21 protein-coding genes are annotated in these 23831 nt (G+C 69.2%); 7 read left to right on the forward strand and 14 right to left on the reverse strand.

Annotated elements, in window-relative coordinates:
• Window positions 1-95: 95 nt before the first annotated feature.
• Window positions 96-1268, forward strand: coding sequence for a cystathionine gamma-synthase (locus RM423_RS10780; protein ID WP_311423032.1), 1173 nt, complete (start codon window positions 96-98; stop codon window positions 1266-1268).
• Between the two features lie 28 nt (window positions 1269-1296).
• Here the strand turns inward: RM423_RS10780 and RM423_RS10785 are convergent, their stop codons facing one another.
• The 4 genes from RM423_RS10785 to RM423_RS10800 form a co-directional block, all read right to left on the reverse strand.
• Window positions 1297-2046: a succinate dehydrogenase/fumarate reductase iron-sulfur subunit gene (locus RM423_RS10785; protein ID WP_311423033.1), complete on the reverse strand. Its 750-nt coding sequence runs from the start codon at window positions 2044-2046 to the stop codon at window positions 1297-1299.
• 28 nt (window positions 2047-2074) lie between these two features.
• Window positions 2075-4060 carry a fumarate reductase/succinate dehydrogenase flavoprotein subunit gene (locus RM423_RS10790; protein ID WP_311423034.1) on the reverse strand — a complete coding sequence of 662 codons (1986 nt, stop codon included), beginning with the start codon at window positions 4058-4060 and terminating at the stop codon, window positions 2075-2077.
• Between the two features lie 32 nt (window positions 4061-4092).
• A complete protein-coding gene (locus tag RM423_RS10795; RefSeq protein ID WP_396327678.1) occupies window positions 4093-4932 on the reverse strand; it encodes a hypothetical protein in 840 nt (279 codons plus the stop codon).
• Window positions 4933-5015: 83 nt separating this feature from the next.
• Window positions 5016-5309, reverse strand: a complete 294-nt coding sequence (locus RM423_RS10800) for a hypothetical protein (RefSeq protein ID WP_311423036.1) — start codon at window positions 5307-5309, stop codon at window positions 5016-5018.
• 226 nt (window positions 5310-5535) lie between these two features.
• Between RM423_RS10800 and RM423_RS10805 the strand changes: the two genes are divergently transcribed.
• From RM423_RS10805 to RM423_RS10815, 3 genes are all read left to right on the forward strand, one after another.
• Window positions 5536-6726, forward strand: coding sequence for an acetoin utilization protein AcuC (locus RM423_RS10805; protein ID WP_396327681.1), 1191 nt, complete (start codon window positions 5536-5538; stop codon window positions 6724-6726).
• Complete coding sequence (locus tag RM423_RS10810) at window positions 6719-9379, forward strand: bifunctional acetate--CoA ligase family protein/GNAT family N-acetyltransferase (RefSeq protein ID WP_311423038.1); 2661 nt, start codon at window positions 6719-6721, stop codon at window positions 9377-9379. Before RM423_RS10805 ends, RM423_RS10810 begins: the two co-directional genes overlap by 8 nt.
• Window positions 9380-9683: 304 nt before the next feature.
• A complete protein-coding gene (locus tag RM423_RS10815; protein ID WP_311423039.1) occupies window positions 9684-10442 on the forward strand; it encodes an HU family DNA-binding protein in 759 nt (252 codons plus the stop codon).
• A 94-nt stretch (window positions 10443-10536) separates the two neighbouring features.
• Here RM423_RS10815 and RM423_RS10820 read toward each other — a convergent pair whose 3' ends face one another.
• The 3 genes from RM423_RS10820 to greA are packed head-to-tail and all read right to left on the reverse strand — an operon-like array spanning window position 10537 to window position 14459.
• On the reverse strand, window positions 10537-12489 hold the full coding sequence (locus RM423_RS10820) for a VWA domain-containing protein (protein WP_311423040.1): 1953 nt from the start codon (window positions 12487-12489) through the stop codon (window positions 10537-10539).
• Complete coding sequence (locus RM423_RS10825) at window positions 12486-13961, reverse strand: sigma 54-interacting transcriptional regulator (RefSeq protein WP_396327682.1); 1476 nt, start codon at window positions 13959-13961, stop codon at window positions 12486-12488. The genes RM423_RS10820 and RM423_RS10825 overlap by 4 nt, the downstream gene beginning before the upstream one ends.
• Window positions 13962-13964: 3 nt before the next feature.
• A complete protein-coding gene (greA, locus tag RM423_RS10830; protein ID WP_311423042.1) occupies window positions 13965-14459 on the reverse strand; it encodes a transcription elongation factor GreA in 495 nt (164 codons plus the stop codon).
• Window positions 14460-14680: 221 nt separating this feature from the next.
• On the opposite strand from greA, the gene mca reads away from it, so the two are divergent.
• Window positions 14681-15550 carry a mycothiol conjugate amidase Mca gene (mca, locus tag RM423_RS10835; protein ID WP_396327683.1) on the forward strand — a complete coding sequence of 290 codons (870 nt, stop codon included), beginning with the start codon at window positions 14681-14683 and terminating at the stop codon, window positions 15548-15550.
• Window positions 15547-15822 carry a hypothetical protein gene (locus tag RM423_RS10840; RefSeq protein WP_311423044.1) on the forward strand — a complete coding sequence of 92 codons (276 nt, stop codon included), beginning with the start codon at window positions 15547-15549 and terminating at the stop codon, window positions 15820-15822. Before mca ends, RM423_RS10840 begins: the two co-directional genes overlap by 4 nt.
• Window positions 15823-15842: 20 nt before the next feature.
• Here RM423_RS10840 and arfB read toward each other — a convergent pair whose 3' ends face one another.
• Together arfB and RM423_RS10850 are read right to left on the reverse strand one after the other, a co-directional pair.
• A complete protein-coding gene (arfB, locus tag RM423_RS10845) occupies window positions 15843-16313 on the reverse strand; it encodes an alternative ribosome rescue aminoacyl-tRNA hydrolase ArfB (RefSeq protein ID WP_311423045.1) in 471 nt (156 codons plus the stop codon).
• 13 nt (window positions 16314-16326) lie between these two features.
• Window positions 16327-17850: an aminopeptidase P family protein gene (locus RM423_RS10850; RefSeq protein ID WP_311423046.1), complete on the reverse strand. Its 1524-nt coding sequence runs from the start codon at window positions 17848-17850 to the stop codon at window positions 16327-16329.
• A 50-nt stretch (window positions 17851-17900) separates the two neighbouring features.
• Here RM423_RS10850 and RM423_RS10855 point away from each other — a divergent pair, with 50 nt between their 5' ends.
• A complete protein-coding gene (locus RM423_RS10855; RefSeq protein ID WP_311423047.1) occupies window positions 17901-19010 on the forward strand; it encodes an adenosine deaminase in 1110 nt (369 codons plus the stop codon).
• Between the two features lie 27 nt (window positions 19011-19037).
• On the opposite strand, the gene RM423_RS10860 is transcribed toward RM423_RS10855, so the two are convergent.
• The 5 genes from RM423_RS10860 to RM423_RS10880 form a co-directional block, all read right to left on the reverse strand.
• Complete coding sequence (locus RM423_RS10860; protein WP_311423048.1) at window positions 19038-19250, reverse strand: ANTAR domain-containing protein; 213 nt, start codon at window positions 19248-19250, stop codon at window positions 19038-19040.
• 136 nt (window positions 19251-19386) lie between these two features.
• Complete coding sequence (locus tag RM423_RS10865) at window positions 19387-20802, reverse strand: amidase family protein (protein ID WP_311423049.1); 1416 nt, start codon at window positions 20800-20802, stop codon at window positions 19387-19389.
• The gene (locus RM423_RS10870) at window positions 20799-21464 is read right to left on the reverse strand and encodes a hypothetical protein (protein ID WP_311423050.1); all 666 of its coding nucleotides are present in this window, start codon (window positions 21462-21464) and stop codon (window positions 20799-20801) included. The genes RM423_RS10865 and RM423_RS10870 overlap by 4 nt, the downstream gene beginning before the upstream one ends.
• 24 nt (window positions 21465-21488) lie before the next feature.
• A complete protein-coding gene (locus RM423_RS10875; protein WP_311423051.1) occupies window positions 21489-22400 on the reverse strand; it encodes an aldehyde dehydrogenase family protein in 912 nt (303 codons plus the stop codon).
• Window positions 22390-23823, reverse strand: coding sequence for an aldehyde dehydrogenase family protein (locus RM423_RS10880; protein ID WP_311423052.1), 1434 nt, complete (start codon window positions 23821-23823; stop codon window positions 22390-22392). The genes RM423_RS10875 and RM423_RS10880 overlap by 11 nt, the downstream gene beginning before the upstream one ends.
• Window positions 23824-23831 lie beyond the last annotated feature (8 nt).

A 23831-nucleotide genomic window follows, 5' to 3' on the forward strand; every position in this document is an offset into this window, starting at 1 on the left:
TCATCATGATCACCATACTGTCAGGACGAGCGGTATCCCGCAGGCTAGTGCTGTGCGTCCAGTGTGAGGCAAATGTCGACACGTATCGTGGGGGCATGACCTCTTCTTCCGGCGGCAGCGGAGCCGCAGACCACCGTGGCTTCAACACCCGAGCGATCCACGCGGGGCAAGAGGCGGACGCCACGACCGGCGCCGTTGTGGTGCCGATCTACCAGACATCGACGTACAAGCAGGACGGTGTCGGCGGGCTGCGATCGGGTTATGAGTACAGCCGGTCGGCGAACCCGACCCGTACCGCTCTGGAGGAATGCCTGGCGGCGCTGGAGAACGGCGCCCGCGGGCTGGCCTTCGCCTCGGGTTTGGCAGCGGAGGACGCCGCGCTGCGGACGCTGTGCGCCCCGGGTGACCACGTGCTGCTGCCGAACGACGCCTACGGCGGCACCTTCCGGCTCATCTCCCGGGTGCTGAGCCGATGGGGTGTCGAGCACACGCCCGTCGCCATGCACGATCCCGCCGCGGTGGCGGCCGCGATGCGCCCGAACACCACGGTGGTCTGGATCGAGACGCCGACCAACCCGTTGCTCAACGTCATCGACATCGCCGCGCTGGCCGAGATCGGGCACAGCCAGCAGGCCACCGTCGTGGTCGACAACACCTTCGCCTCGCCGTACCTGCAGCAGCCCCTGGCGCTCGGCGCCGACGTCGTCGTGCACTCCACCACCAAGTACCTGGGCGGTCACTCCGATGTGGTGGGTGGCGCGCTGGTCGCGGCCGACGCCGAGCTCGGCGAGCAGTTGGCCTTCCACCAGAACGCGATGGGTGCCGTCAGCGGGCCGTTCGACGCCTGGCTGGTGCTGCGCGGCATCAAGACCCTCGGCGTACGGATGGATCGGCACTGCGCGAACGCCGAGCGGATCGTCGAGTTCCTCGGCGAGCACCCGGCGGTGTCCACGGTGCTGTACCCGGGGCTGCCCAGCCACCCGAACCACGAGGTTGCCGCGCGTCAGATGACCGGCTTCGGCGGCATGGTGTCGTTCCGGGTGCGCGCCGGCGAAGAGGCCGCGTTGAAGGCCTGCGAGCTGACCGAGGTGTTCACGCTGGGGGAGTCCCTCGGCGGGGTCGAGTCACTGATCGAGCACCCGCACCGGATGACTCACGCGAGCGTGGCCGGCTCCCTGCTCGAAGTGCCCGCGGACCTGATCCGGCTGTCCGTCGGCATCGAGGACATCGACGACCTGCTCGCCGACCTCACCGCCGCGCTGGCCTGAGAGCTATTCGCCCGGCATTCGTTGCGGGCTAGCTCCGGCGGCGGATCTTGTTTCCCAGCCACACCAGCGGGTCATACCTGGTGTCGGCCACCCGTTCCTTCATCGGGATCAGCGCGTTGTCGGTGATCTTGATGTGTTCCGGGCAGACGTCCGAGCAGCACTTGGTGATGTTGCAGAAGCCGAGGCCGTGCTCGTCCTGGGCCTGGCGTTTGCGGTCCAGGCTGTCCAGGGGGTGCATGTCCAGCTCCGCTATCCGCATCAGGAACCGCGGCCCGGCGAAGGACTCCTTGTTCTCCTCGTGGTCACGCACCACGTGGCAGGTGTCCTGGCACAGGAAGCACTCGATGCACTTGCGGAACTCCTGGGACCGCTGGACGTCGACCTGCTGCATCCGGTACTCACCCGGCGCGAGGTCCTTCGGCGGCGCGAAGGACGGGATCTCGCGGGCCTTCTGGTAGTTGAACGAGACGTCGGTGACCAGGTCGCGGATGACCGGGAATGCGCGCAGCGGTGTGACCGTGATGGTCTCGGTCTCGGTGAAGGTGGACATCCGGGTCATGCACAGCAGCCGCGGCCGCCCGTTGATCTCCGCGCTGCAGGAACCGCACTTGCCGGCCTTGCAGTTCCAGCGCACCGCCAGGTCCGAGGCCTGGGTCGCCTGCAGCCGGTGGATGATGTCGAGGACGACCTCGCCCTCGTTGACCGCCACGGTGAAATCTCGCAGCTCCCCGGCCGTCGCGTCACCGCGCCAGACCCGGAACTTCGCGTCATAGCTCATCGCTGGTCCTTTTCCTTCGCGCGAACGCTCATCGGGTCTCCTTGGCGAGCTGTGCGGGGAGTTCGGATTCGGTCAGGTACTTCGACAGCTCGTCGGACTCGAACAGCCGCAACAGGTCCGGGCGGATGTCGGGAATCGGTTGCTCCGACACCGAGATGTCAACCACGCCGGCCGGGGTGACCGTGCCCGCACACACCAGGTTCTTGCGGCGCCACTCCGCGCTCATCGCCGGGAAGTCGTCCCGGGTGTGCCCGCCGCGGCTCTCCTCGCGCAACAGCGCGGCCCGAGCGACGCATTCGCTGACGGCGATCATGTTGCGCAGATCCAGCGCCAGATGCCAGCCGGGATTGAACTGACGGTGGCCCTCGACGCAGACTCTTGTCGCCCGCACCTTCAGGTCAGCGAGCCGGTCCAAAGCGTGACGCATCTCGGCGGCCTTGCGGATGATGCCCACCAGGTCGTTCATCGTCTGCTGCAGTTCCTGGTGCAGTGTGTACGGGTTCTCGCCTGCGTCCGTCTGGAACGGTGCCAGAGCCGCGGTGGCCGCCGTCGCCACCGACGATTCGCTGACCGCCGGGTACCGCCCCGCGAGCCCCGTCACGTACTCGGCGGCGCTGATCCCGGCCCGGCGACCGAACACCAGCAGGTCCGACAGCGAGTTGCCACCGAGCCGATTCGAACCGTGCATGCCACCCGCCACCTCGCCGGCGGCGAACAGTCCCGGAACCCCGGTCGCGGCCGCGGTGTCGGGATTCACCTCGACACCGCCCATCACGTAATGGCAGGTGGGACCGACCTCCATCGGCTCCTTGGTGATGTCGACATCGGCCAACTCCTTGAACTGGTGGTGCATCGACGGCAGTCGGCGGATGATCTCTTCGGCAGGCAATCGCGTTGAGACGTCGAGGAAAACCCCGCCGTGCGGCGATCCGCGCCCCGCCTTGACCTCGGAATTGATCGCTCGGGCAACCTCATCGCGGGGCAGCAGCTCCGGTGGCCGCTTGTTGTGCTCGGGGTCTGAGTACCAGCGGTCGGCCTCGTCCTCGGTCTGGGCGTAGCTCTTGCGGAAGACGTCCGGAACGTAGTCGAACATGAAGCGGGTGCCCTCGGAGTTGCGCAGTACGCCGCCGTCGCCGCGGACCGACTCGGTGACGAGAATGCCCTTCACCGACGGCGGCCACACCATTCCGGTCGGGTGAAACTGGACGAACTCCATGTTCAGCAAGGTGGAACCCGCCCGCAACGCCAGGGCATGGCCGTCGCCGGTGTACTCCCACGAGTTCGAGGTCACCTTGAACGATTTGCCGATTCCTCCGGTCGCCAGCACCACGGCAGGCGCGCGCAGCACTACGAACCTGCCGGACTCGCGCCAGTAGCCGAACACGCCGGCGATCGCGCCACCGGCGTCGCGCAGCAGCTCCGTGACGGTCAGCTCGGCGAAGACCTTGAGCTTGCCCTCGGACGCCGTGGCGGCATGCGAGTGCGAGCCATTGGAGCGAACGCCGTTGGAATGCGCGCCGTCGGAGTGCCGGCCATCGGAGTGCGCGCCGTCATCCTGCTGGAGTGAGACGATCTTCTGCTGCAGCGTGCGGATCAGCTCCAGGCCGGTCCGGTCGCCGACGTGCGCGAGCCGGGGGTACTCGTGGCCGCCGAAGTTTCGCTGGCTGATCTTGCCGTCGGCGGTCCGGTCGAACAGCGCCCCGTACGTCTCGAGCTCCCAGACCCGGTCCGGCGCCTCCTTCGCGTGCAGCTCGGCCATCCGCGGGTTGTTCAGGAACTTGCCGCCGCGCATGGTGTCGCGGAAGTGCACCTGCCAGTTGTCCCGGGCGTTGGCGTTGCCCATCGATGCCGCGATGCCGCCCTCCGCCATCACGGTGTGCGCCTTGCCGAACAGCGACTTGCAAATGATGGCGGTCCGCATGCCGGCCTCACGGGCGGCGATCGCGGCGCGCAGGCCCGCTCCACCCGCGCCGATGATCACGACGTCGTAGCGGTGCTCTTCGTATTCGGTCATCAGCGGGGTCCCTCGGTGTTGAGGTGTCGTTGCTAGAAGAATCGGACGTCGGACAGGGCGCCGCGGGCGAGCAGCAGGATGTAGAAGTCGGTCACCACCAGCCACACCAGCGAAACCCAGGCGAGCTGCATGTGCCGGGCATTGAGCGCGGACACCTTCGTCCAGGCCCAGTACCGCATGGGGTGTTGCGAGAAGTGCTTCAGCCTTCCTCCGGTGATGTGGCGGCAGGAGTGGCAGGACAGCGTGTACGCCCAGATCAGCGCCGCGTTCACCAGCAGGATCAGGGTGCCCAGCCCCGCGTGGCCCCATCGCCCGCGCTCGTCGCGGAAGCCCAGGATCGCGTCGTAGCTGAGGATGACCGAGAACAGCATGGCCACGTACCAGAAGTACCGGTGGATGTTCTGCAGGATCAGGGGAAACCGTGTCTCGCCGCTGTAGCGGGCATGCGGCTCCGCCACCGCGCAGGCAGGCGGTGACATCCAGAACGCGCGGTAGTACGCCTTGCGGTAGTAGTAGCAGGTCATCCGGAAGCCCAGCGGAAAGATCAAGACGATGATCGCCGGCGAGAGTGGGAACCAATGACCGACCGGCGTGCCGAAGTCGCTGGAGTTCGGCACGCACGTCGTGCTGAGGCACGGTGAGTACAGCGGTGTCAGGTACGGCTCGGAGTAGTAGTCGCCGTTCTGGAACGCCCGCAGGGTGGCGTAGATCGCGAACAATCCGAGCACCGCGCCGGTGATGAGCTGCGGCATCCACCAGCGGTCGGTGCGCAGGGTCCGAGCACCGATGCGCGCCCGACCGGCTGAGTTCACACCGGTTCCGCGCTGTCGCCGACCCGGGCCCGCTGTCGCTATCGGTGCCGGTGTCGCCATGTCCGTCGCTGCCGTGTCTGCTGCCGCGGTCGCTTCCCGCGAGTGGCGACCACCGGCTGCTGAGCCGACCGGATCGATCCGGGTCATCGCGAGGTGCCGCGGTAGCCGCCAAGGCCCTCGTCGTCGGCGTCCTCGGCCCACATCGCGGTGTCGTACGGCTCGTCGGTGAGCTGCTGCATCTCCACGGTGGCCGTGCCGGACCGCAGAATCGGTAACGCGGCCAGGTCCCGGACGTCGATCTCGAGCCGCTCCAGGTCGTTGCGCAACCGGCTCACGGCCGGCACGTCGCCGTACCTGCCGTGCAGTGACCGGACGGCCGCGCGCAGGTCCTCGACAGCGCGGTTGAACGACTTGAGCTCGACGGACACCGACATCATTGGCACTTCCGATCAGCAGGCGAGGTTTGCGCGACTGAGGAACAGCTACCAGTGAGTATGGCGAACATCACCGAGCTAGCCAAGAGGATCACCGAGATGGACCGCTCGCCGGCGTGGAGAAGGCCGCGAAAAGAGGCTGCCTCGGCAGGCGTGCTCGCCGTGGGATGTCTATCGCGGCGATACCGTGAGTGCCATGGGCTCAGAGCGCGAGACCGGCAGCGATCAGATGTTCAGTCGCGGGACGGCCGGTTGTGCCGCCACGTTCGTGTGGGGCGACGGCTACCTCGGATATGACTTCGGCGAGCATCCGATGACTCCGGTGCGCCTGGACCTGACCGTCTCGCTGGCGCGCGAGCTCGGCGTGCTCGACCACCTCACCGTGATCGAGCCGCACCCGGCCGACCGCGCACAGCTGCTCGAAGTCCACAGCCCGGACTACCTCGACGCGATCAGCGCGGCGAGCGCTGACCCGGGCTACGTCGGCTTCGGACTCGGCAGCGCGGACAACCCGGTGTTCGAGGGGATGTTCGAGGCCGCCTCGCTGATCGCCGGTGGGTCCCGGATGGCGGCGCTCGACGTCTGGAGCGGTCGCAGCCAGCACGCGGTCAACATCGCCGGTGGGCTGCACCACGCGATGCGCGACAGCGCGGCCGGATTCTGCGTGATCAACGACGTGGTGGTCGCCATCCGCGCGCTGCTGGATGCCGGGGCTCAGCGGATCGCCTACGTCGACATCGACGTGCACCACGGTGACGGCGTCCAGGCCGCCTTCTACGACGATCCGCGGGTGCTGACCCTGTCGGTGCACCAGGACCCGCGAACGCTCTATCCAGGCACCGGCACGGCGACCGAGACCGGCACCGGCGCGGGTGAGGGCACCGCGGTGAACCTGGCTGTTCCACCAGGGACTGCCGACGACGGCTGGTTGCGCGCGTTCAACGCCGTGGTGCCCAGCGCGGTCACCGCGTTCCGTCCGGAGATCCTGGTGACCCAGTGCGGTTGCGACACCCATCACGAGGACCCGCTGGCCGATCTGGCGCTCACCGTCGACGGCCAGCGAGCGGCCTACGCGGCATTGCACCAGCTGGCACACCGGGCGGCGGCCGGCAAGTGGCTGGCCCTCGGCGGTGGCGGCTACGGCGCGCTGCGTTGCGTACCCCGGACCTGGACCCACCTGCTGGCCGAAGTGTCCGGACGGCCGCTTCGTCCGGATACCGAGATTCCCCCGTCCTGGTCGCGGAATCTGCGCTCGCGAGGTGTGACCACGACACTGCCCGAGACCATGGGCGAGGGCCGGACACCCGCACCGGAGCTCTGGATGCCCGGTGGCGAGTCCTGGCTCGACCGCTCCATCTGGGCCACCCGGAACGCGAGTTTCCCGTTGCTGGGCCTGGACCCCCAGGATCCCCGTGACTGACGCGGACCACGAGGGTTACCCGCCGCGCTGGGAGGCCGATGTGGTGGCGTCGGACGGCGGCACCGTGCACCTGCGGCCGCTGACGCCCGGCGACGCGGACGCGCTGGTGGCCTTTCACGCAAGGCTGTCCGTCCGGACCCGCTACCTGCGCTACTTCTCGGCCTATCCCATCATTCCGCAACGGGACCTGATCCGGTTCACCCATGTGGACCACATCGATCGGGTCGCGCTCGCGGTGTGGCTCGGCGGCGAGATCATCGCGGTGGGTCGCTTCGATCGATTGCCCGACAACGATCCGACCCGGCTGGGCAGGGTCGCCGAGGTCGCCTTCGTGGTGGCCGACGAGCATCAGGGACGGGGCATCGGCTCGGTGCTGCTGGAGCATCTGGCGCAGATCGGCCGCGAGCGCGGCATCGAGCGGTTCGAGGCACTGGTGCTGGCTGAGAATCTCACGATGATGCGGGTGTTCCTCGACGCCGGCTTCCAACCCAGCCGGCACCGTGACGGTTCCGAGGTGACTCTGGAGTTCGACATCGCCGCCACCGAGCGGACCGAGAAGGTGATGCGGGAACGTGAGCTGCGCGCGGAATCCCGCTCGATCCGGCGGCTGCTGTTCCCGACGTCGGTGGCCGTCATCGGCGCCAGCGCCGACCCCGGCAAGATCGGCCACCTGGTGCTGGAGAATCTGCAGCGGACGCCGTTCACCGGTCCCATCTATCCGGTCAATCCGCATGCCCGCTCGATCAATGGCGTGCTGGCCTACCCGAGCATCCGTGATGTCCCGGGCGAGGTCGACCTCGCGGTACTGGTAGTTCCGGCGTCCGACGTCGGCGAGGTGGTGGCCGAGTGCGGGGCGCGCGGCGTGCACGGACTGATCGTCATCTCCGCCGGCTTCGGCGAATCGGGTGACCAGCATTCGCGCAGCCAGGGACACGACGCCCAGCGGCGGCTGGTCTCGCAGGCGCGGGCGCACGGAATGCGGGTGGTCGGCCCGAACTGCCTCGGAGTGATCAACACCGATGCCGGCGTCTCGCTGAACGCCTCGCTCGCGCCAGTCGCCCCGCTGCCGGGACGGGTTGGATTCTTCTGCCAATCCGGGGCGCTCGGAGTGGCGGTGCTCGGCGAGGCCGCCCGCCGGGGAATCGGAGTGTCGACCTTCGTGTCGGCCGGCAACCGCGCCGACGTGTCCGGCAATGACCTGCTGCAGTACTGGGAAGGCGATCCGGCGACCGAGATCGCGCTGCTGTACCTGGAAAGTTTCGGCAACCCGCGCAAGTTCGCCAGGCTGGCTCGCCGGTTCGCCAGGCGCAAGCCGATCGTCGCAGTCAAGAGTGGCCGGGGCTCCATGGTGGCAGGCCTGCAGCACACCTCCGTGGAGGTGCCTGAAGCGAGCGTGCAGGCCCTCTTCGAGGCGTCGGGGGTGATCCGTACCGAAACCCTTGCCGAACTGTTCGACGTGGCGATGCTGCTGACCACCCAGCCGTTGCCCACCGGTGATCGTGTTGCCGTGGTGGGCCATTCCACCGCCCTGGGCGTACTCGTCGCCGACGCGCTGGCCACCGCCGGCCTGCCGTTGGCCCGGCTCGTCGATGTCGGGGTGGACGCCAGCCCCGTCGAGTTCGGCGACGCGCTGCGGACTGCCCTTGCTGCCGAGGACGTGGATGCGGTGGTGACCATCTTCGTTCCCCCCATGCGCAGGGGCGAAGAGGACGAGGTGGCGCGGCAGTTGCGCGGCGCCATCGGGGGACAGGCGAAGCCGGTGTTGTCCACCTTCCTGGGATTCCACGGCATTCCGGCAGCCCTCGCCGTGCCGGGCGAGTTCTTCCCGACGCGTGGCTCGATTCCGTCGTACTCCTCACCGGAACGTGCGGTCACCGCCCTGGCGCAGGTGATGCGGTACGCCCAGTGGCGGCGGCGAGATGGTGGCCAGGTTCCGGAACTGTCCGGCGTCGATCCCGAGGCAGCACGGCAGTACGCGGACGCTCTGATGGCGGCCGAGCCGGCCGGCCAAGCCCTGTCGCTGGCGCAATCACACCGCCTGCTCGGGTACTTCGGGATCACGTTGGTGCCCTGCCGGACCGTACGAGGGCAGTCGGCCGCCGTGGACGCGGCGGCGGCCGAACTCGGCTGGCCGGTGGCGCTGAAGGTCCCTGGCGCGGTGCGGCTGCACCTCGCCGGCGCCCGTGATGTCGCCGAGGCGTGGCAATCCCTCGACCTCACCGGGCAATCCGAGGCCGTCGTCCAGCTCATGGCACCACGCGGCGTCGACACCATCCTGCAGATGCACGACGATCGCTCCTTCGGCTCGCTGATCTCCTTCGGGGTCGGCGGCCTGGCGACCGATCTGCTCCACGACCGGGCCTACGCGGTGGTGCCGCTGACGTCCCTGGACGCCGCGGAATTGATCAGTGGTCCCAAGGCATTCCCGCTGCTGACCGGGTACGGGGGCGCCGAACCGGCTGACGTGCCCGCGCTGGTGGAGATGGCCCTGCGGCTGTCCCGGCTTGCCGATGAGCTGCCCGAGGTGGTCGGATGCACGCTGGAGCCGCTGGTGGCAGCAGCCGAGGGCGCGCACGTGCTCAGCGCCAGGATCGTGCTGGCTCGGGTGTCCACCCGTGACGATCTGGGCGCTCGTCGGCTGCGCGGGCTCTGAGCGCCATTCATCCGGCGAGGATTTACCCTTGCCGCTACGAAGGAACCCGGCCGGTCCGGCCCTGGCACGCCGCGATCTGCCTTGCTATGAGCGGGTTCGCGCCGTGGCTGCGCAGATCCGTCTCGCGGTCAGGGTGCGCCCGGGGCCGGCGGAGAGCAGTATTACCAGGAGAGATCGCGGCAATTGCGACAGCCGAGCAGGGTCTGGGGAAAGTTTTCGACACGTCCTTGCGGTGTCATTTCACATTCAAGATCGATTGGTGTCACACTTTCCGCTGGTAACACAACACATTAGGGAGAGAAGCTTGAACAAGACCCAATTCATCGACGCCGTCGCGGCTCGACTGAATGCCGATCACAAGTCCACGGCGCGGATCCTCGACGCCATCACCGACGAGATCTACGCGAACGTGGTGAGGGGTGAGAAGGTCATCCTCACCGGCTTCGGCGCGTTCGAGAAGCGCGATCGCGCCGCTCGCATCGGTCGCAACCCGGCGACGGGGGACAAGGTCCGGGTCAAGAAGACCTCGGTCCCCGCGTTCCGTCCCGGCACGGAGTTCAAGGAGATCATCGCCGGCCGCCGCAAGGTCACCAAGGCTCCGGCCAAGAAGGCCGCGTCCAGGACGGCTGCCGCCCAGGCTGCTCCGGCCACGAACGGCACCCGGGCGACCCGCGGTGCCGCGAAGACCGCCGCACCGGACGCGTCGGCCGCTCCGGCCAAGAGCACGCGCACCGCCAAGGCAGCCGCTCCCGCCGCCAAGAGCACCGCTACCGGGAGCACGGCCACCAAGAGCACGGCTGCCAAGAGCACCGCTACCGGGAGCACGGCCACCAAGAGCACCGCTACCGGGAGCACGGCTGCCAAGTCGGCCCCCGCCAAGACCACCACCGCAGCCAAGTCCGCACCGGCCAAGTCGGCGGCCAAGTCGACCGGGCGCAAGGCCAGCCCGGCGAAGACGGCAACCGCCAAGGCCGCTCCCGCCAAGAAGGCAGCCGCTCCCGCCAAGACCGCTGCGGCACGCAAGACCACCGCTCGCAAGACGGCCGCCAAGAGCGCCCGCTAAGACACCGGTGGCCGGCAAGGAAAGTGCCGGGCCGGCCACCTGGCAGGGGTGAGCGGCCAGCTGACGAGCTGGCCGCTGGAAGGTGCGTGGCCGGTCAGCCGACGCGGCGGCGACCGCCTCGGTTCTTGAGGTAGTCGGCCACCACGTACTCGCCGAGCGATCCGCTTTTGGGCAAGAAGACCCGGCCACCGTTGCGGCGGCCGACCTCTTGCATGAAGTCCACCAGGCGCGGCTCGTTGTCGAGCATGAAAATGTTGATGGTGGCGCCGCGGCGGGTGCACCGCTCCACTTCGGCCAGGGTCGCGGCCACCGTCTCCATCGACGGCGGCCAGGCGAAGTCGGAGTAGCCGTCAGCGGCCAGGTGTGCGGTCGGTTCACCATCGGTGATCACCAGGATCACCGGCTCCGCGCCACGGTGGCGGTCCAGATGCCTGCGCGCCAGCATGAGCGCGTGCTGCAGATTGGTGCCGTACACCCGTTGCCAGTCGTGGTTGACCAGATCGCGCGGGGTCATCGTCCGGGCGTAGTCGGAGAAGCCGATGATCTCGATGGCGTCCTGCGGATACTTCGTGCTGACCAGGGCGTGCAGGGCAAGGGCGGTCGTCTTCGCCTCGCCCCAGGCCCCGCGCAATTCCATGGAGTACGACATGTCGACCAGCAGGGCCACCGCCGCCGAGGACCGTCGCTCGGTCTCGATCACCTCGAAGTCGTCGGCGGTCAGTCGCACCCGTCCGGTGGTGGGCCCGGTGCGGAGCACCGCGTTGCGAACGGTGCGGACGACGTCCAGCGGTTGCTCGTCACCGAAACGCCATTCCCTGCTGGACCCGGTGATCTCACCCGCCGCTCCGGCGTCGCGGACGTCGTGCTCACCGCGCCCGGCTGCCTCCAGGGTGGCGAACACCTTGCGCAGCGCGGTGGATCCCAGTCTGCGCAGTGCGCGGGGGCTGAGCTCGAGCCCGTTGCCGTTCTGTTTCAGGTAGCCCTGCCGCTGCAGCTCACGCTCGATCCGGCGCAGTTGCTCCAGGTCCTCGACCGCCTGGCGTCCGAGGGCACGTTCGACCAGCTCCTCGTCGATGTCACTCAGGCTGGCCCCGGGATAGTCCTGCTGGGCCAGTTCGGCAAGCTCGTCCAGGTCGGCGAGTTCGGACAACGCCTCGGTGCCATCGGCATAGCCCATCGGCTGATCCCCGGTCATTCGCTCGGAGCCGCCCCAGGGCAGGTCCGGCCGTGCCGAGCGCAGGGACTGCTGCAGCTGGGCCAGCTGATCCGCCAGGCCGGCCTGCCCCAACGCCTGATCCATCAACGCCCCCAGCTCGGCGCGCTGCTCGGGAGTGAGGGAGTTCATCAGCCGTTCCGCGGCGGCTGCCCTGCGCGCCAGGGAATCCACCAGCTCGGCCAGGTCGGCGGGGTTCTCGGGAAAGAAGGCCCCGTGCTTGGCCAGAAACTCGTCGAACTGCTCGGGGGTGTGCTCGCCACGGGCATCGGCGTCCAGCAGCTCGTTCAGGTCGGCGAGCATCTGCTTGATCTGCTCCATCGCCCGCGGATCGGGATTGGACAGAGCGTCGCGCAGACCGGCGAACTGGGCGTCCAGCACCTCTGACCGCAGCAGGTTCGAGATCTCCTCGTACGCCGCGGCCGCTTCGGGTGAGCGCCACTGGTAGTCGCTGAGCTGCCGGACGGCCCGGGAGGTGTCCTGGGGCAGCGCGTCGAGTTCGCTCTCGGCCAGCCGGGCAGCGTCGCCGGGATCGGGGAAGAGCGCGGCGCGTTCCTTCTCCAATGCGGTGTCGAGCAGAGCGCGCACCTGCTCCAGCGTGCCGTCCAGGCGACTCGACTTGCGCAGTTGGCGAGCCCGGTTGCGGGCCTGCTGGCGCAGCGCGTCGAGCCCGTCGCGTCCGGACAACCCCTTGCGCATCAGTCGATTCAGCGCGTTGCGGGGCGACATCCCCGCCAGCACGTCCTCGCCGATGTCGTCCAGGGCGCCGCGGATGTCGTACGGCGACTCCAATGGGTCGGCGCCGCCCTGCCAGGCCCCGTACCGGATACTCATGCGCCGTACACCGTCCTGCTGCCCGCGGAATCCTTCGCCAGCCGCTTGTTCAGGTACAGCCCCTCCAGCGCGAACTCCACGGCGGCCGCGGCGATGCCGACCGTGGCCGGTCCCTCGTGCACGCTGTCCGGCTCCAGGCGCTCCAGCAGCGACGAGAGCCCCGGGATGGTTCCGAGCTGTTCCAGCAACCGGTCGGCCGACACCGTGTCACCGGACTCCACCAGCAGGCCGGCGTCGAACTTCTGCTGCAGCGGGCGCAGGTCGAGTCCTGCCAGCCGGGCGCGGTAGGTCTCGGCGATGGCCCGCCGCAGCAGGTGTTCCAGCACCTCGAACTCCCGGCCCTCGTCGGCGTCCTCGAACTCGACCTTGCCGCGGGAGGCCGGAACGATGGCGGGCAGGTCGGCGACCCGGGCGACGGCGATCGGCTCACCGTTGATGGCCGCCCGCCGGACCGCGGAGGCGGCCACCGTCTCGACCGCGGCGATGGCGAACCGGGCCGAGACGCCGGAGCGCTGGTCGACCTGGGGCGCGTCCCGGACCGCGCGGGCGAACCGGGCGACCACCTCGATCAGGTGCGAGGGGACGAGCGGGGCCGCGTGCGCGGTACCGTCCCCGTCCGTCTCGTCGCCCCAGAGCACGGCCGCCTCCTGCGCGATCAGGCGCAGCTCGTCGTCCAGTTCGAGGGGGTAGTGGGTCCGTATCTCGGCGCCGAACCGGTCCTTGAGCGGGGTGATGATGCGGCCGCGGTTGGTGTAGTCCTCGGGGTTGGCGCTGGCCACCAGCAGCAGGTCCAGCGGCAGCCGAAGCTGGTAGCCGCGTACCTGGATGTCGCGCTCCTCCAGGACGTTGAGCATGGCGACCTGGATTCGCTCGGCGAGGTCGGGCAGCTCGTTGATGGCGAAGATGCCGCGATTGGTACGCGGGACCAGCCCGTAGTGCACCGTCTCGGGGTCTCCGAGCGACCGGCCCTCGGCGACCTTGATGGGGTCGATGTCGCCGATCAGGTCGCCGACCGAGGTGTCCGGCGTCGCAAGCTTCTCGCCGTAGCGCTCGCTGCGGTGCTTCCAGCTGATCGGCAGGTCGTCGCCCAGCTCGGCTGTCAGCCGGTGCGCGGCGGGCGTGATCGGGGCGTACGGGTGCTCGTTGATCTCGGAGCCGGCGAGAACCGGCGTCCATTCGTCGAGCAGCCCGACGAGGGTACGGATCAGCCGGGTCTTGCCCTGGCCGCGCTCGCCCAGCAGGACGATGTCGTGGCCGGCCAGCAGGGCCCGCTCGACCTCGGGGATGACGGTGTCGGAGAAACCGACAATGCCGGGAAGGGTCAGCTCGCCCGCGGCCAGGCGGGCGATCAGGTTCTGCCGGATTTCGGCCTTGACGACACGGTGGACGTGACCGGACGCGCGCAGCGCGCCCAGCGTGGAGATGTCGGGAGCTTCAGTCACCCCAACGACGCTACGCAGCGAACGCCCGATCGGCTACGGAGTGTATGGCTTCGCGCTCAGCAAGGTGACACTCAGCGTCTTTCCGGTCGGCGTCGGGTACGACACGGTGTCGCCCTCCTTCGAGCCGGTGAGCGCCCTGCCCAGCGGCGAGGCGGAGGAGTAGACGTCCAGCTCGGTGGTGCCCGACTCCTCGCGGGAGCCGATCAGGAAGGTCTCGGTGTCGTCGTCGCCGTCGAAGCGGACGGTCACCACCATGCCGGGGCCGGCCTGCCCGGAGGTGGTCGGGGCCTCACCCACCTTGGCCTCACGCAGCAGCTGGGTGAGCTGCATGATGCGGCCCTCCTGCTTGCCCTGCTCCTCGCGGGCGGCGTGGTAGCCACCGTTCTCTTTGAGGTCGCCCTCTTCGCGGCGGTCGTTGATCTCTTGCGCCATGGCGGGCCGGTTGGCCACCAACTCCGCCAGCTCCTTCGAGAGGCGGTCGAAAGCCTCCTGGGTCAGCCAGCTCGTTGAGGAAGAGTCGGTGCTCACGGTGAAACTCCCAAATGCGGTCAATCACGGGTCTGGCAGGTGCCAGAAGCTTCAAAACGTAACACCGGCCGGGCTGGTTGGGCCACCTGGCCGCGATGCTTCCCACCCCGGCGCTCCCGTAATCCGGCAGCATCGGGGACAATGGAGCTGTGTCCGACAACTCCGCCGCTGTTCCACCCGCCGCTGTTCCACCCACCGACGCCCGTGAGCCGCTCCGGCTGATGTGCGTGCACGCCCATCCCGACGACGAGTCGAGCAAGGGCGCGGCAACCATGGCCAAGTACGTGGACGAGGGTGTCGAGGTCCTGGTGGTCAGCTGTACCGGCGGCGAGCGCGGTGACGTGCTGAACCCGGCGCTGAAGGACCGTCCCGAGATCGAGGCCAACATCCGTGAGATCCGGCGCACCGAGATGGCTCAGGCGCAGCGCATCCTGGGCGTGAAGCATCACTGGCTCGGGTTCGTCGACTCCGGCCTGCCCGAGGGCGACCCGCTGCCGCCACTGCCCGAGGGCTGCTTCGGGCTGGTTCCGCTGGCGGAGTCGACCCGGGCGCTCGTCGAGCTGGTGCGCCAGTTCCGTCCGCACGTCATGACCACCTATGACGAGAACGGCGGGTATCCGCATCCTGACCACATCATGTGCCACAACGTCTCGGTCGCGGCGTTCGAGGCGGCGGGCGACATCGAGGCGTTCCCGGATGCCGGTGACCCGTGGCAGCCGTTGAAGCTGTATTACGACGTGACGTTCACCCGCGAGCGCATCGAGGCGCTGCACAACGCCATGGTCGAGCGGAACATCGAGTCCCCGTACGAGGAGTGGATAGCCAACTGGGAGGAGCGCGCGAAGGACCGGCGCGTGCCCACCGTGACGACGAAGGTGCACTGCGCCGATCAGTTCGACCGCCGGGACGCGGCCCTGCTGGCGCACGCCACCCAGGTCGACCCGGAGGGCTGGTTCTTCAAGATCCCGCTGGACGTGCAGCGCGAGGTGTTCCCCTGGGAGCAGTTCGAGCTCGCGCGGTCGCTGGTCGACACCGACCTTCCCGAGGACGACCTGTTCGCCGGGGTGCGCGAGAAGGCCGAGAGATCGTGACCGCGCCGCTGCTGTCAGCCTCGGTCGTGCTCGCCGACTCCGACACCGGCAAGGGCAGCCCGATCGGGTTGTTCGTCCTGTTGCTGCTCGTCGTGGCGGTGTACTTCCTGTACCGCTCGATGTCGCGCCACATCCGCAGGGTGCCGCCGAGCTTCGACCGGGCGGCCACCTCTGCCGAGCAGCCGGCGGCCTCCGCTGAACAGCTGGTCGACCAGCCTACGAACGAGGAGCAGTCGCCACCACAGCCGCCACTCGCAGGTCCGCGTCCCTGAATCTGCTCAGCTGAGCCTTGTCAGTCATCGCGAACCCGCGCCCGGCCGGCCTTGAGCTCGCCCCGCTGTTTCTTTGAGTCCAGCCGGCGCTGCCGCGCCCGACGAGACGGCTTGGTGGCCCGGCGAGGTGGCGGCGGCGGAAGGAGTGCGTCCCGCAGGTAGTTCACCAGGCGTGCCCGCGCGGCGATCCGGTTCTGCAGCTGGGACCGGTGCTCCGACGCCGCGATCGTGAGCACCCCGTCGACCAGCCGTGGCGCCAGTTCCTGCAACGCCCGGGAGCGCTGCAGGTCCGTGAACGCCGCCGACCGGGCGATGTCGAAGCGCAGCTCCACCCGGCTGTCGGTGGTGTTGACCCCTTGCCCGCCGGGCCCGGACGAGCGCGAGAACCGCTCGACGAGCTCCGTGGCGGGCAGCACCAGACCGCCCGGGATGCCGCTGCCAGCCGGGACGAGCAGGTCACCGGTGGTGCTGACCCGGTCGTTGGCCGGCATCGACGGTGCCTGGTTACGGCGCGACGGGACGGGACTGCGCGTCCCGCATCCACGCCGTGATCTCGTCGGGGTCCCGGGGCAGCGACGCGGACAGGTTCACCGGTGCCCCGTCGGTGACCAGGATGTCGTCCTCGATCCGGATGCCGATGCCCCGCCATTCGGCCGGCACGGACAGGTCGTTCGGCTGGAAGTACAGGCCCGGCTCCACCGTCAGGACGTAGCCGGCGCTCAGTGCACCGTTGCGGTAGGTCTCGTCGCGCGCGGCGGCGCAGTCGTGGACGTCGATGCCCAGCATGTGGCTGACGCCGTGCAGCGTGTAGCGCCGGTGCAGGCCCGCTCCCGGGGCCTCGGGGTCCTCGGCACAGGCAACATCGGCCGTCACCGGCAGGATGCCCCACGAGTGCAGATGGTCGGCGAGTACCCACATGGCGGCCTTGTGCGCTGACAGGAACTCTGCGCCCGCCTTGACCTCGCTGATGCCGGCCTCTTGTGCCTCCAGGACGGCGTTGTAGAGCGTGCGCTGGGTGTCGCTCCACTCTCCGCCGACCGGCATGGTCCGGGTGACGTCGGCGGTGAACAGCGAATCGACCTCGACACCCATGTCGGCGAGCAGCAGTTGGCCGGCGTCCAGGTTCCCGTCGTTGCGCCACCAGTGCAGGGTCGTGGCGTGCCGGCCGGCGCCCAGGATGGAGCCGTACCCGACCTCGTTGCCCTCCATCCGGGCCCGTCGCCAGAACGTCCCTTCGAGCCAGCGCTCGCCCCGGCGGCCGCCGGCGGCGAGCACGGCCGGGATCTCGCCGACCACATCGGTGAAGCCCCGGGCCGTGGCATCGCAGGCCGCTTGAAGCTGCTCGATCTCCCAGGCGTCCTTGGTCAGGCGCAGCTCGTCGATCACCTGCTCCAGCCGTTCCGCGCGGGCGCCCGGGAGCAGGGCGTCCAGCTGCGGGTCAATGCCCCGGGGTGCTGCCACCGGGCCGCCGTACGCGCGCAGGTCCCGGGCCAGTTCGGACAGCGGGCGAACCGGCAGGTCCAGCACCGTGGCGGTGTCCTCGACGGTCGGGACGTTGCCGACCCAGAGCGCCCCGTACAGCCGGTCGGTGAAGTAGCCGGTCTCGCCGGGACCGGCGTACTCGCGAATGTAGAGAGCCGCCTCGTGCCCCGTGCCGTTCGCGGCCGGAGCCAGCACCAGGACGGCGCCCTCGACCGTCTCACCGGTCAGCCAGCTGAAGCCCGACCAGGCGCGGAACTCGTAGTCGGTGTCGTTGGCCCGCACCTTCAGCACCCCGGCCGGAACCGCCACCAGCTCGCCCGAAAAGGCGGCGGACAGGGCGGCCCGGTTGCGGGCGTAGGTGTCGGCGCCGGGTGTGACCTGACCGCTGCGGTTCGCCGGGTGCGGCATCCGGGGCGCCGCCTCCCAGTTCTCGGAGATGGCCTTGGCCAGGCCCGCGGACAGCGGGAGGTCGTGCGAGGTGGTGCCCTCGGCGTCGTCCTGCTCGGTCGTCTCGCTCAGCGGTGTCAACTCGGTGTCGGCGCTCATGAGGGCCAGTCTATGTTCGTGCCGGCCGGCGGAGTCGATAGCGTGTGAGCATGCCTGCCGAATTGAATCCGACGACCATTCGCACCGCTCCCAAGGTGGTGTTGCACGACCATCTCGACGGCGGTCTGCGCCCGCAGACGATCATCGACCTCGCCCGCTCGATCGACTACGACGACCAGTTGCCCAGTACGGACGCCGAGGAACTGGGCCAGTGGTTCATCGAGTCCGCGAGCTCGGGCTCGCTCGTGCGGTACCTGGAGACCTTCGATCACACCGTCGCCGTGATGCAGACGAGGGAGGGCCTGCACCGCGTCGCCAGCGAGTGCGCGCAGGACCTCGCCGACGACGGCGTGGTGTACGCCGAGATCCGCTGGGCACCGGAGCAGCACGTGGCGGGCGGGCTGAGCCTGTCGGAGGCGGTGGACGCGACCCTCGAAGGTTTCGCGCACGGGGTCCAGGCCGCGTCCGAGAAGGGACAGCAGATCCGGATCGGCACCCTTGCCACGGCGATGCGGCACGCCGCTCGCTCGCGTGAGATCGCCGAGCTCGCCGTGGCGTACCGGGACCGGGGAGTCGTGGGGTTCGATATCGCCGGTGCCGAGGCAGGCTTTCCGCCCACCCGCCATCTCGACGCGTTCGAGTACCTGCGACGCGAGAACTTCCATTTCACCATTCACGCCGGCGAGGCGTTCGGGTTGCCGTCGATCTGGGAAGCCATCCAGTGGTGTGGCGCGGACCGGCTCGGGCACGGCGTCCGCATCATCGACGACCTCAGCTCATCGGGCGGCACGCTGGAGGAACGGGTGTCCTCCGCTCAGCTGGGCAGGCTGGCCCAGTACGTGCGGGACAAGCGGATTCCGCTGGAGATGTGCCCGTCGTCGAATGTGCAGACCGGGGCGGCGACATCCATCGCCGCGCACCCGATCGGCCTGCTGCGCCGGCTCCATTTCAGGGTGACGGTGAACACCGACAACCGCCTGATGAGCGGGACGACGATGACTCGCGAGATGGGGCTGCTCGCTGAGGTATTCGACTACAGCTGGTCGGATCTGCAATGGCTCACGGTCAATGCCATGAAGAGTGCCTTCATTCCGTTCGATGACCGGCTGGCGATCATCAATTCCCAGATCAAGCCGGGATACACCGCGTTGAGCGTGTAGGTTCTGCCGTTCGGGTTGCCGTCAGGACTAGAGCGTTCCGGTTTCGATGTACTGCTTGGCCACGGCTGACTGCTTGCATCCCGTCCGGCGGACGGCGTCGGACAGCAGCGTGCGAGCCTCGTCCTCGGTCACGTCGGAGCGTTCCATCATCACGCCGACAGAGATGTTGATGACCCGTTCGGATTCCACCAGCGCCGCGAAGACGTATCGGGGGTCTTGCGAGGGAAAGGCGATGACCATATTGCGACGACCAATGAGAGCAAGCGCGCCCCGTTCGGGAGGATGTGGCTTGGCTCCCGTGACTCTACGCCGATTGTGGAATTACGCTGAGTGACGCCTTCTCTGGTGAGTGACCGCACTGGCTGCTGGGTCAGTCCTACGAGTACGGGTAACGCTGGTCCGGCAGCAGCGCCTCGAAGGCGGCCGCGAAGCCGAGCAGCTGCTGGTCCTGACCCCGCCGGGCGAGAACGCTGATGCCGATCGGCAAGCCGTCGACCAGTCCCGCGGGCAGGCTGATCGAGGGCGCGCCGGTCACCGCGCACAGCGACGACGTCAGCAGGCCAGGCTCTTCCAGCTCGCCGTAGCCGATGGGCCAGGCCGGTGCGTTGGTCGGAGCGATCGCGAAGTCGCAGTCAGCCAGGACCGATTCCAGTGCTCGGGCACACGAGGCGTTGGCGTCCTCGCGCGCCTTGCGGTACTTGTCGGTATCGGTGCCACCGGCAGCGGCCGTATCCCGGCAGAGCTGGAAGATCTCGTCGGAGAACCGGGACAGCTCCACATCGTCCGCGCGGTTGAAGGCGAGCAGCTCGTCCCAGTCGCGCGGATGGGCTCCCTGCCGTCCGGCGAGGTAGGCCGGCAGCTGCACGGAGAACTCCGCCACCAGCGCGTCGAACTCGGCGTCCTGGAACGGGCTCGCCAGCGCGCCCTGGGTTTCTCGCAGCGAGCAGCCGGCGTCGGCCAGCCTGGCGACGGCCGCGTCGAACACGGCGGCAACGTCGCCGACCAGTCCCGCTGGGCGCCACACCGCGATCGGCCGGTCGCCGAGGCCTGACGGCGCCACCGAGCCGGCCGAGGGCTGCCCGGACATCACCGCGTACAGGCTCGCGGCGTCCGCGACCGAGCGGGTCATCGGGCCGGCCACGTCCTGCTGGGAACTGATCGGGACAATGCCCGTGCCAGGTACCGATCCGCGGGTGGGCTTGAACCCCACCACTCCGCACACGCCCGCGGGCGAGACGATCGAGCCGTCGGTCTCGGTGCCGATCGTCAGCGGAGCCAGCCCGGCCGCGGCCGCCACGCCTGATCCGGACGAGGACCCCGAGGTATTGCGGCCGGTGTCGAAGGCGTTGCGGGTCTGGCCACCGACCGCGCTCCAGCCGCTGGTCGACGTCGTCGAGCGGAAGTTCGCCCACTCCGACAGGTTGGTCGAACCGAGCACGACCAGTCCGCTGTCGCGCAGAGCGGTCACCAGGGGAGCGTCAGCGGTGGGCGGCGAGCCGAGCAGGGCGCGCGAACCCGCGGTTCCGGGCAGCCCCACCGCCTCGATGTTGTCCTTGATCAGGATGGGAACGCCGTCCAGCTCGCCGAGCGACTTGCCGTCGGGCCGCCGGGCGTCGCTGGCTGCGGCGGCGGCTCGGGCGCCCTCGACGTCCACCGCGATGACGGCGCAGAGCTCCGGATTCAACCGCTCGATGCGTGCCAGGTAGAAGTCGGCGAGCTCGCGCGCGGAGGCGGCGCCTGAGTCCAGCAGGCGGCGTGCCTCGGCGGCGGTGAACTCGGTCGGCGGGGTCACCGGATCGCCCCGTCTTCTCCGACCACATCGGCAGCGCTGGCCCCGCCAGGAACCGCCTTACCGGCCACCGACTCACCGGCTGTGGCAGCCGCCGCGCTGCTGCCCTCCCAGCGCAGCCAGGACTCGATCCGCACCAGTGCCCGCTCCCACGACTCGGCGATCACGTCGCCGAGCCGGGACCATTCCGCGGCCCCGTCCTTGCCGTGGTAGCTCGTGTCGCCCTCGACGAGCAGCGCGTACTCGCGGGTGCCGTTCAGCAGTGAGCGGAGCTTGCCGTCCTCGCAGCAGTCCGCGATCCGTGCCGCGACGTCGACCGTGTCGGCCAGCTTGGACACCGTCTCCGGCTCCCCCTCAGCCGCCGCGAGCTCGTACACGGCGTCGAAGTCGTAATGAGCCTTGGCCGCGGGACTGAGGGCGGCCTTGCCCTTGTTCGCGAAGGACTTCCACGCCGGATGATCGGCGAGGTCGTGGTCGGGGTTGTCACCCAGCCAGGTGTTCAGCTCGTCGGCGGTGCCGAGCAGGACGATCTTGGCCCCGTCGCCGAGGAATCCCTGCCACTCCTCGCCGTCGCTGTCCTGCCACGGCGGCGCGAAGAGGGTGATGCCCGTTCGCCCGTTGGCGGTGAGGGAGACGGCGGCGATGGGGTCAACGAAGAACGGCATGGCAGCGAACTTACCGCCTCACCCTCAGATGCCCAGCGGGTGCCAGACGGTCTTGGTCTCGACGAAGGCCGTGAGCCGCGCCGTACCGGGGTCGGCGTCGAGGTCCACACCGTGCGGCGCGAACACGCGCTTGACCGTGTCGGCCGCGGCTTGCGCCAGCGGAACACGGGCGGCGGGTTCGACACCGGTCAGGTCCAGGCAGTTGACATCGCGGTGGCTGGCCAGCCACGGCGCCAGCTCCGACACCGATCCGGTGAGCAGGTTCACCACCCCACCGGGCAGATCCGAGGTCGCGATCGCCTCGGACAGCGACACCGCGGACAGCGGACGGTCCTGCGACGCGATCACGACGACGGTGTTACCCAGCGCGATCGCCGGCGCCACCACGGAGACGAACCCCAGCAGGGACGACTCCTGGGGCGCGATCATGCCGACCACTCCGGACGGCTCGGGCATCGAGAAGTTGAAATACGGTCCGGCCACCGGGTTCGCGCCACCGACGACCTGGGCATACTTGTCCGTCCAGCCGGCGTACCAGACCCACCGGTCGATTGCGGCGTCCACCTGGGTGGCCGCCTTCCCGGCGGGCACGCCCTCGGCCGCGGCGATCTCGGCGACGAACTGCTCCCGCCGTCCCTCGAGCATCTCCGCGATCCGGTACAGCACCTGGCCGCGGTTGTACGCGGTCGCCCGGGACCAGCCGCCGAACGCCTTGCGGGCCGCCGTCACCGCGTCGCGCAGGTCCTTGCGGGACGCCTGCGCCGCGTGCGCGAGCAGCTCGCCGGAGGCCGCCGTCACCGGGTACGAGCGTCCGGACTCCGAGCGGGGAAACGCCCCGCCGATGTAGAGCTTGTACGTCTTGCGGACGGCCAGCCGCTCCGGCGCCGCCGACAGCCCTTCCGGTAGGGGGGTCAGCGCGCGTGACTTACTGGGCAAGGTATGCCTCCAGCCCGTGCCGGCCACCCTCGCGGCCGAACCCGGATTCCTGATAGCCGCCGAACGGCGAGGTCGGGTCGAATCGATTGAACGTGTTGGCCCACACCACACCGGCGCGCAGCCGGTTCGCCATCCAAAGAATGAGCGAGCCCTTTTCCGTCCACACCCCGGCGGACAGCCCGTACGGCGTGTTGTTGGCCTTGTCGACCGCCTCTTGGGGAGTACGGAAGGTCAGTACGGACAGCACCGGGCCGAAGATCTCTTCCCGCGCGATCCGGTTGGCCTGGCTGACGCCGGTGAATACGGTCGGCGGAAACCAGAAGCCCTTGTCGGGAAGGGTGCACTCCGGCGACCAGCGAACCGCGCCCTCGGAGTCACCGGAGTCGGCCAGCGCGCGCACCCGGACGAGCTGGGCGGCCGAGTTGATCGCACCGATGTCGGTGTTCTTGTCCAGCGGGTCGCCCAGGCGCAGCGTGCGCAGCCGGTCCTGCAGGGCTGCGACGACCTCGTCGTGCACGGACTCCTGCACGAGCAACCGGGACCCGGCGCAGCAGACGTGGCCCTGGTTGAAGAAGATGCCGTTGACGATTCCCTCGACGGCCTGGTCGATCGCGGCGTCGTCGAAGATGATGTTTGCCGCCTTGCCGCCCAGCTCCAGCGACACCCGCTTGCCCGAGGCAGCCACCGAGCGCTGGATTGCCTTCCCCACCGCGGTCGAGCCGGTGAACGCGATCTTGTCCACGTCCGGATGGTCTACCAGGGCCTGTCCGACGGCTGGTCCGCCGGGCAGGATGTTCACCACGCCCGGCGGCAGGTCGCACTCGGCGATGATGTCGGCAAGGGTGATCGCGGTCAGCGGCGTCGTCTCGGCCGGCTTGAGCACGACCGTGTTGCCGGTGGCCAGCGCCGGCGCGATCTTCCAGGCCGCCATCAGCAGCGGGAAGTTCCACGGGATGATCTGACCGGCCACGCCGATCGAACGCGGGTTCGGCCCGTAGCCCGCGTAGCCGAGCTTGTCGGCCCAGCCGGCGTAGTAGAAGAAGTGCGCGGCGGCGGTGGGGACGTCGACGTCGCGCGATTCCTTGATCGGCTTGCCGTTGTCGAGCGTCTCGAGCACGGCCAGCTCGCGGCCCCGCTCCTGGATCGCCCGGGCGATCCGGAACAGGTACTTCGCCCGCTCGGATCCCGGCAGCCTCGACCAGGTCCCGTCATAGGCCCGGCGGGCAGCGGCCACCGCGTCGTCGACGTCGGTGGCGTCGGCCTCGGCGACTTCGGCGAGCGGCTCTTCGTCGGCGGGGTTGATGGTCTTGATGGCCTCACCGCGACCGGCCCGGAACTCGCCGTCCACGAAGATGCCGTACGACGGCTTGAGCCGCGCGATGTCGCGGGACTCCGGAGCGGGGGCGTACTCGAACGCGCTCACTGGGGACC

This window comes from Jatrophihabitans lederbergiae (assembly GCF_031845305.1).
Taxonomy (GTDB): Bacteria; Actinomycetota; Actinomycetes; order Mycobacteriales; family Jatrophihabitantaceae; genus Jatrophihabitans_A; species Jatrophihabitans_A lederbergiae.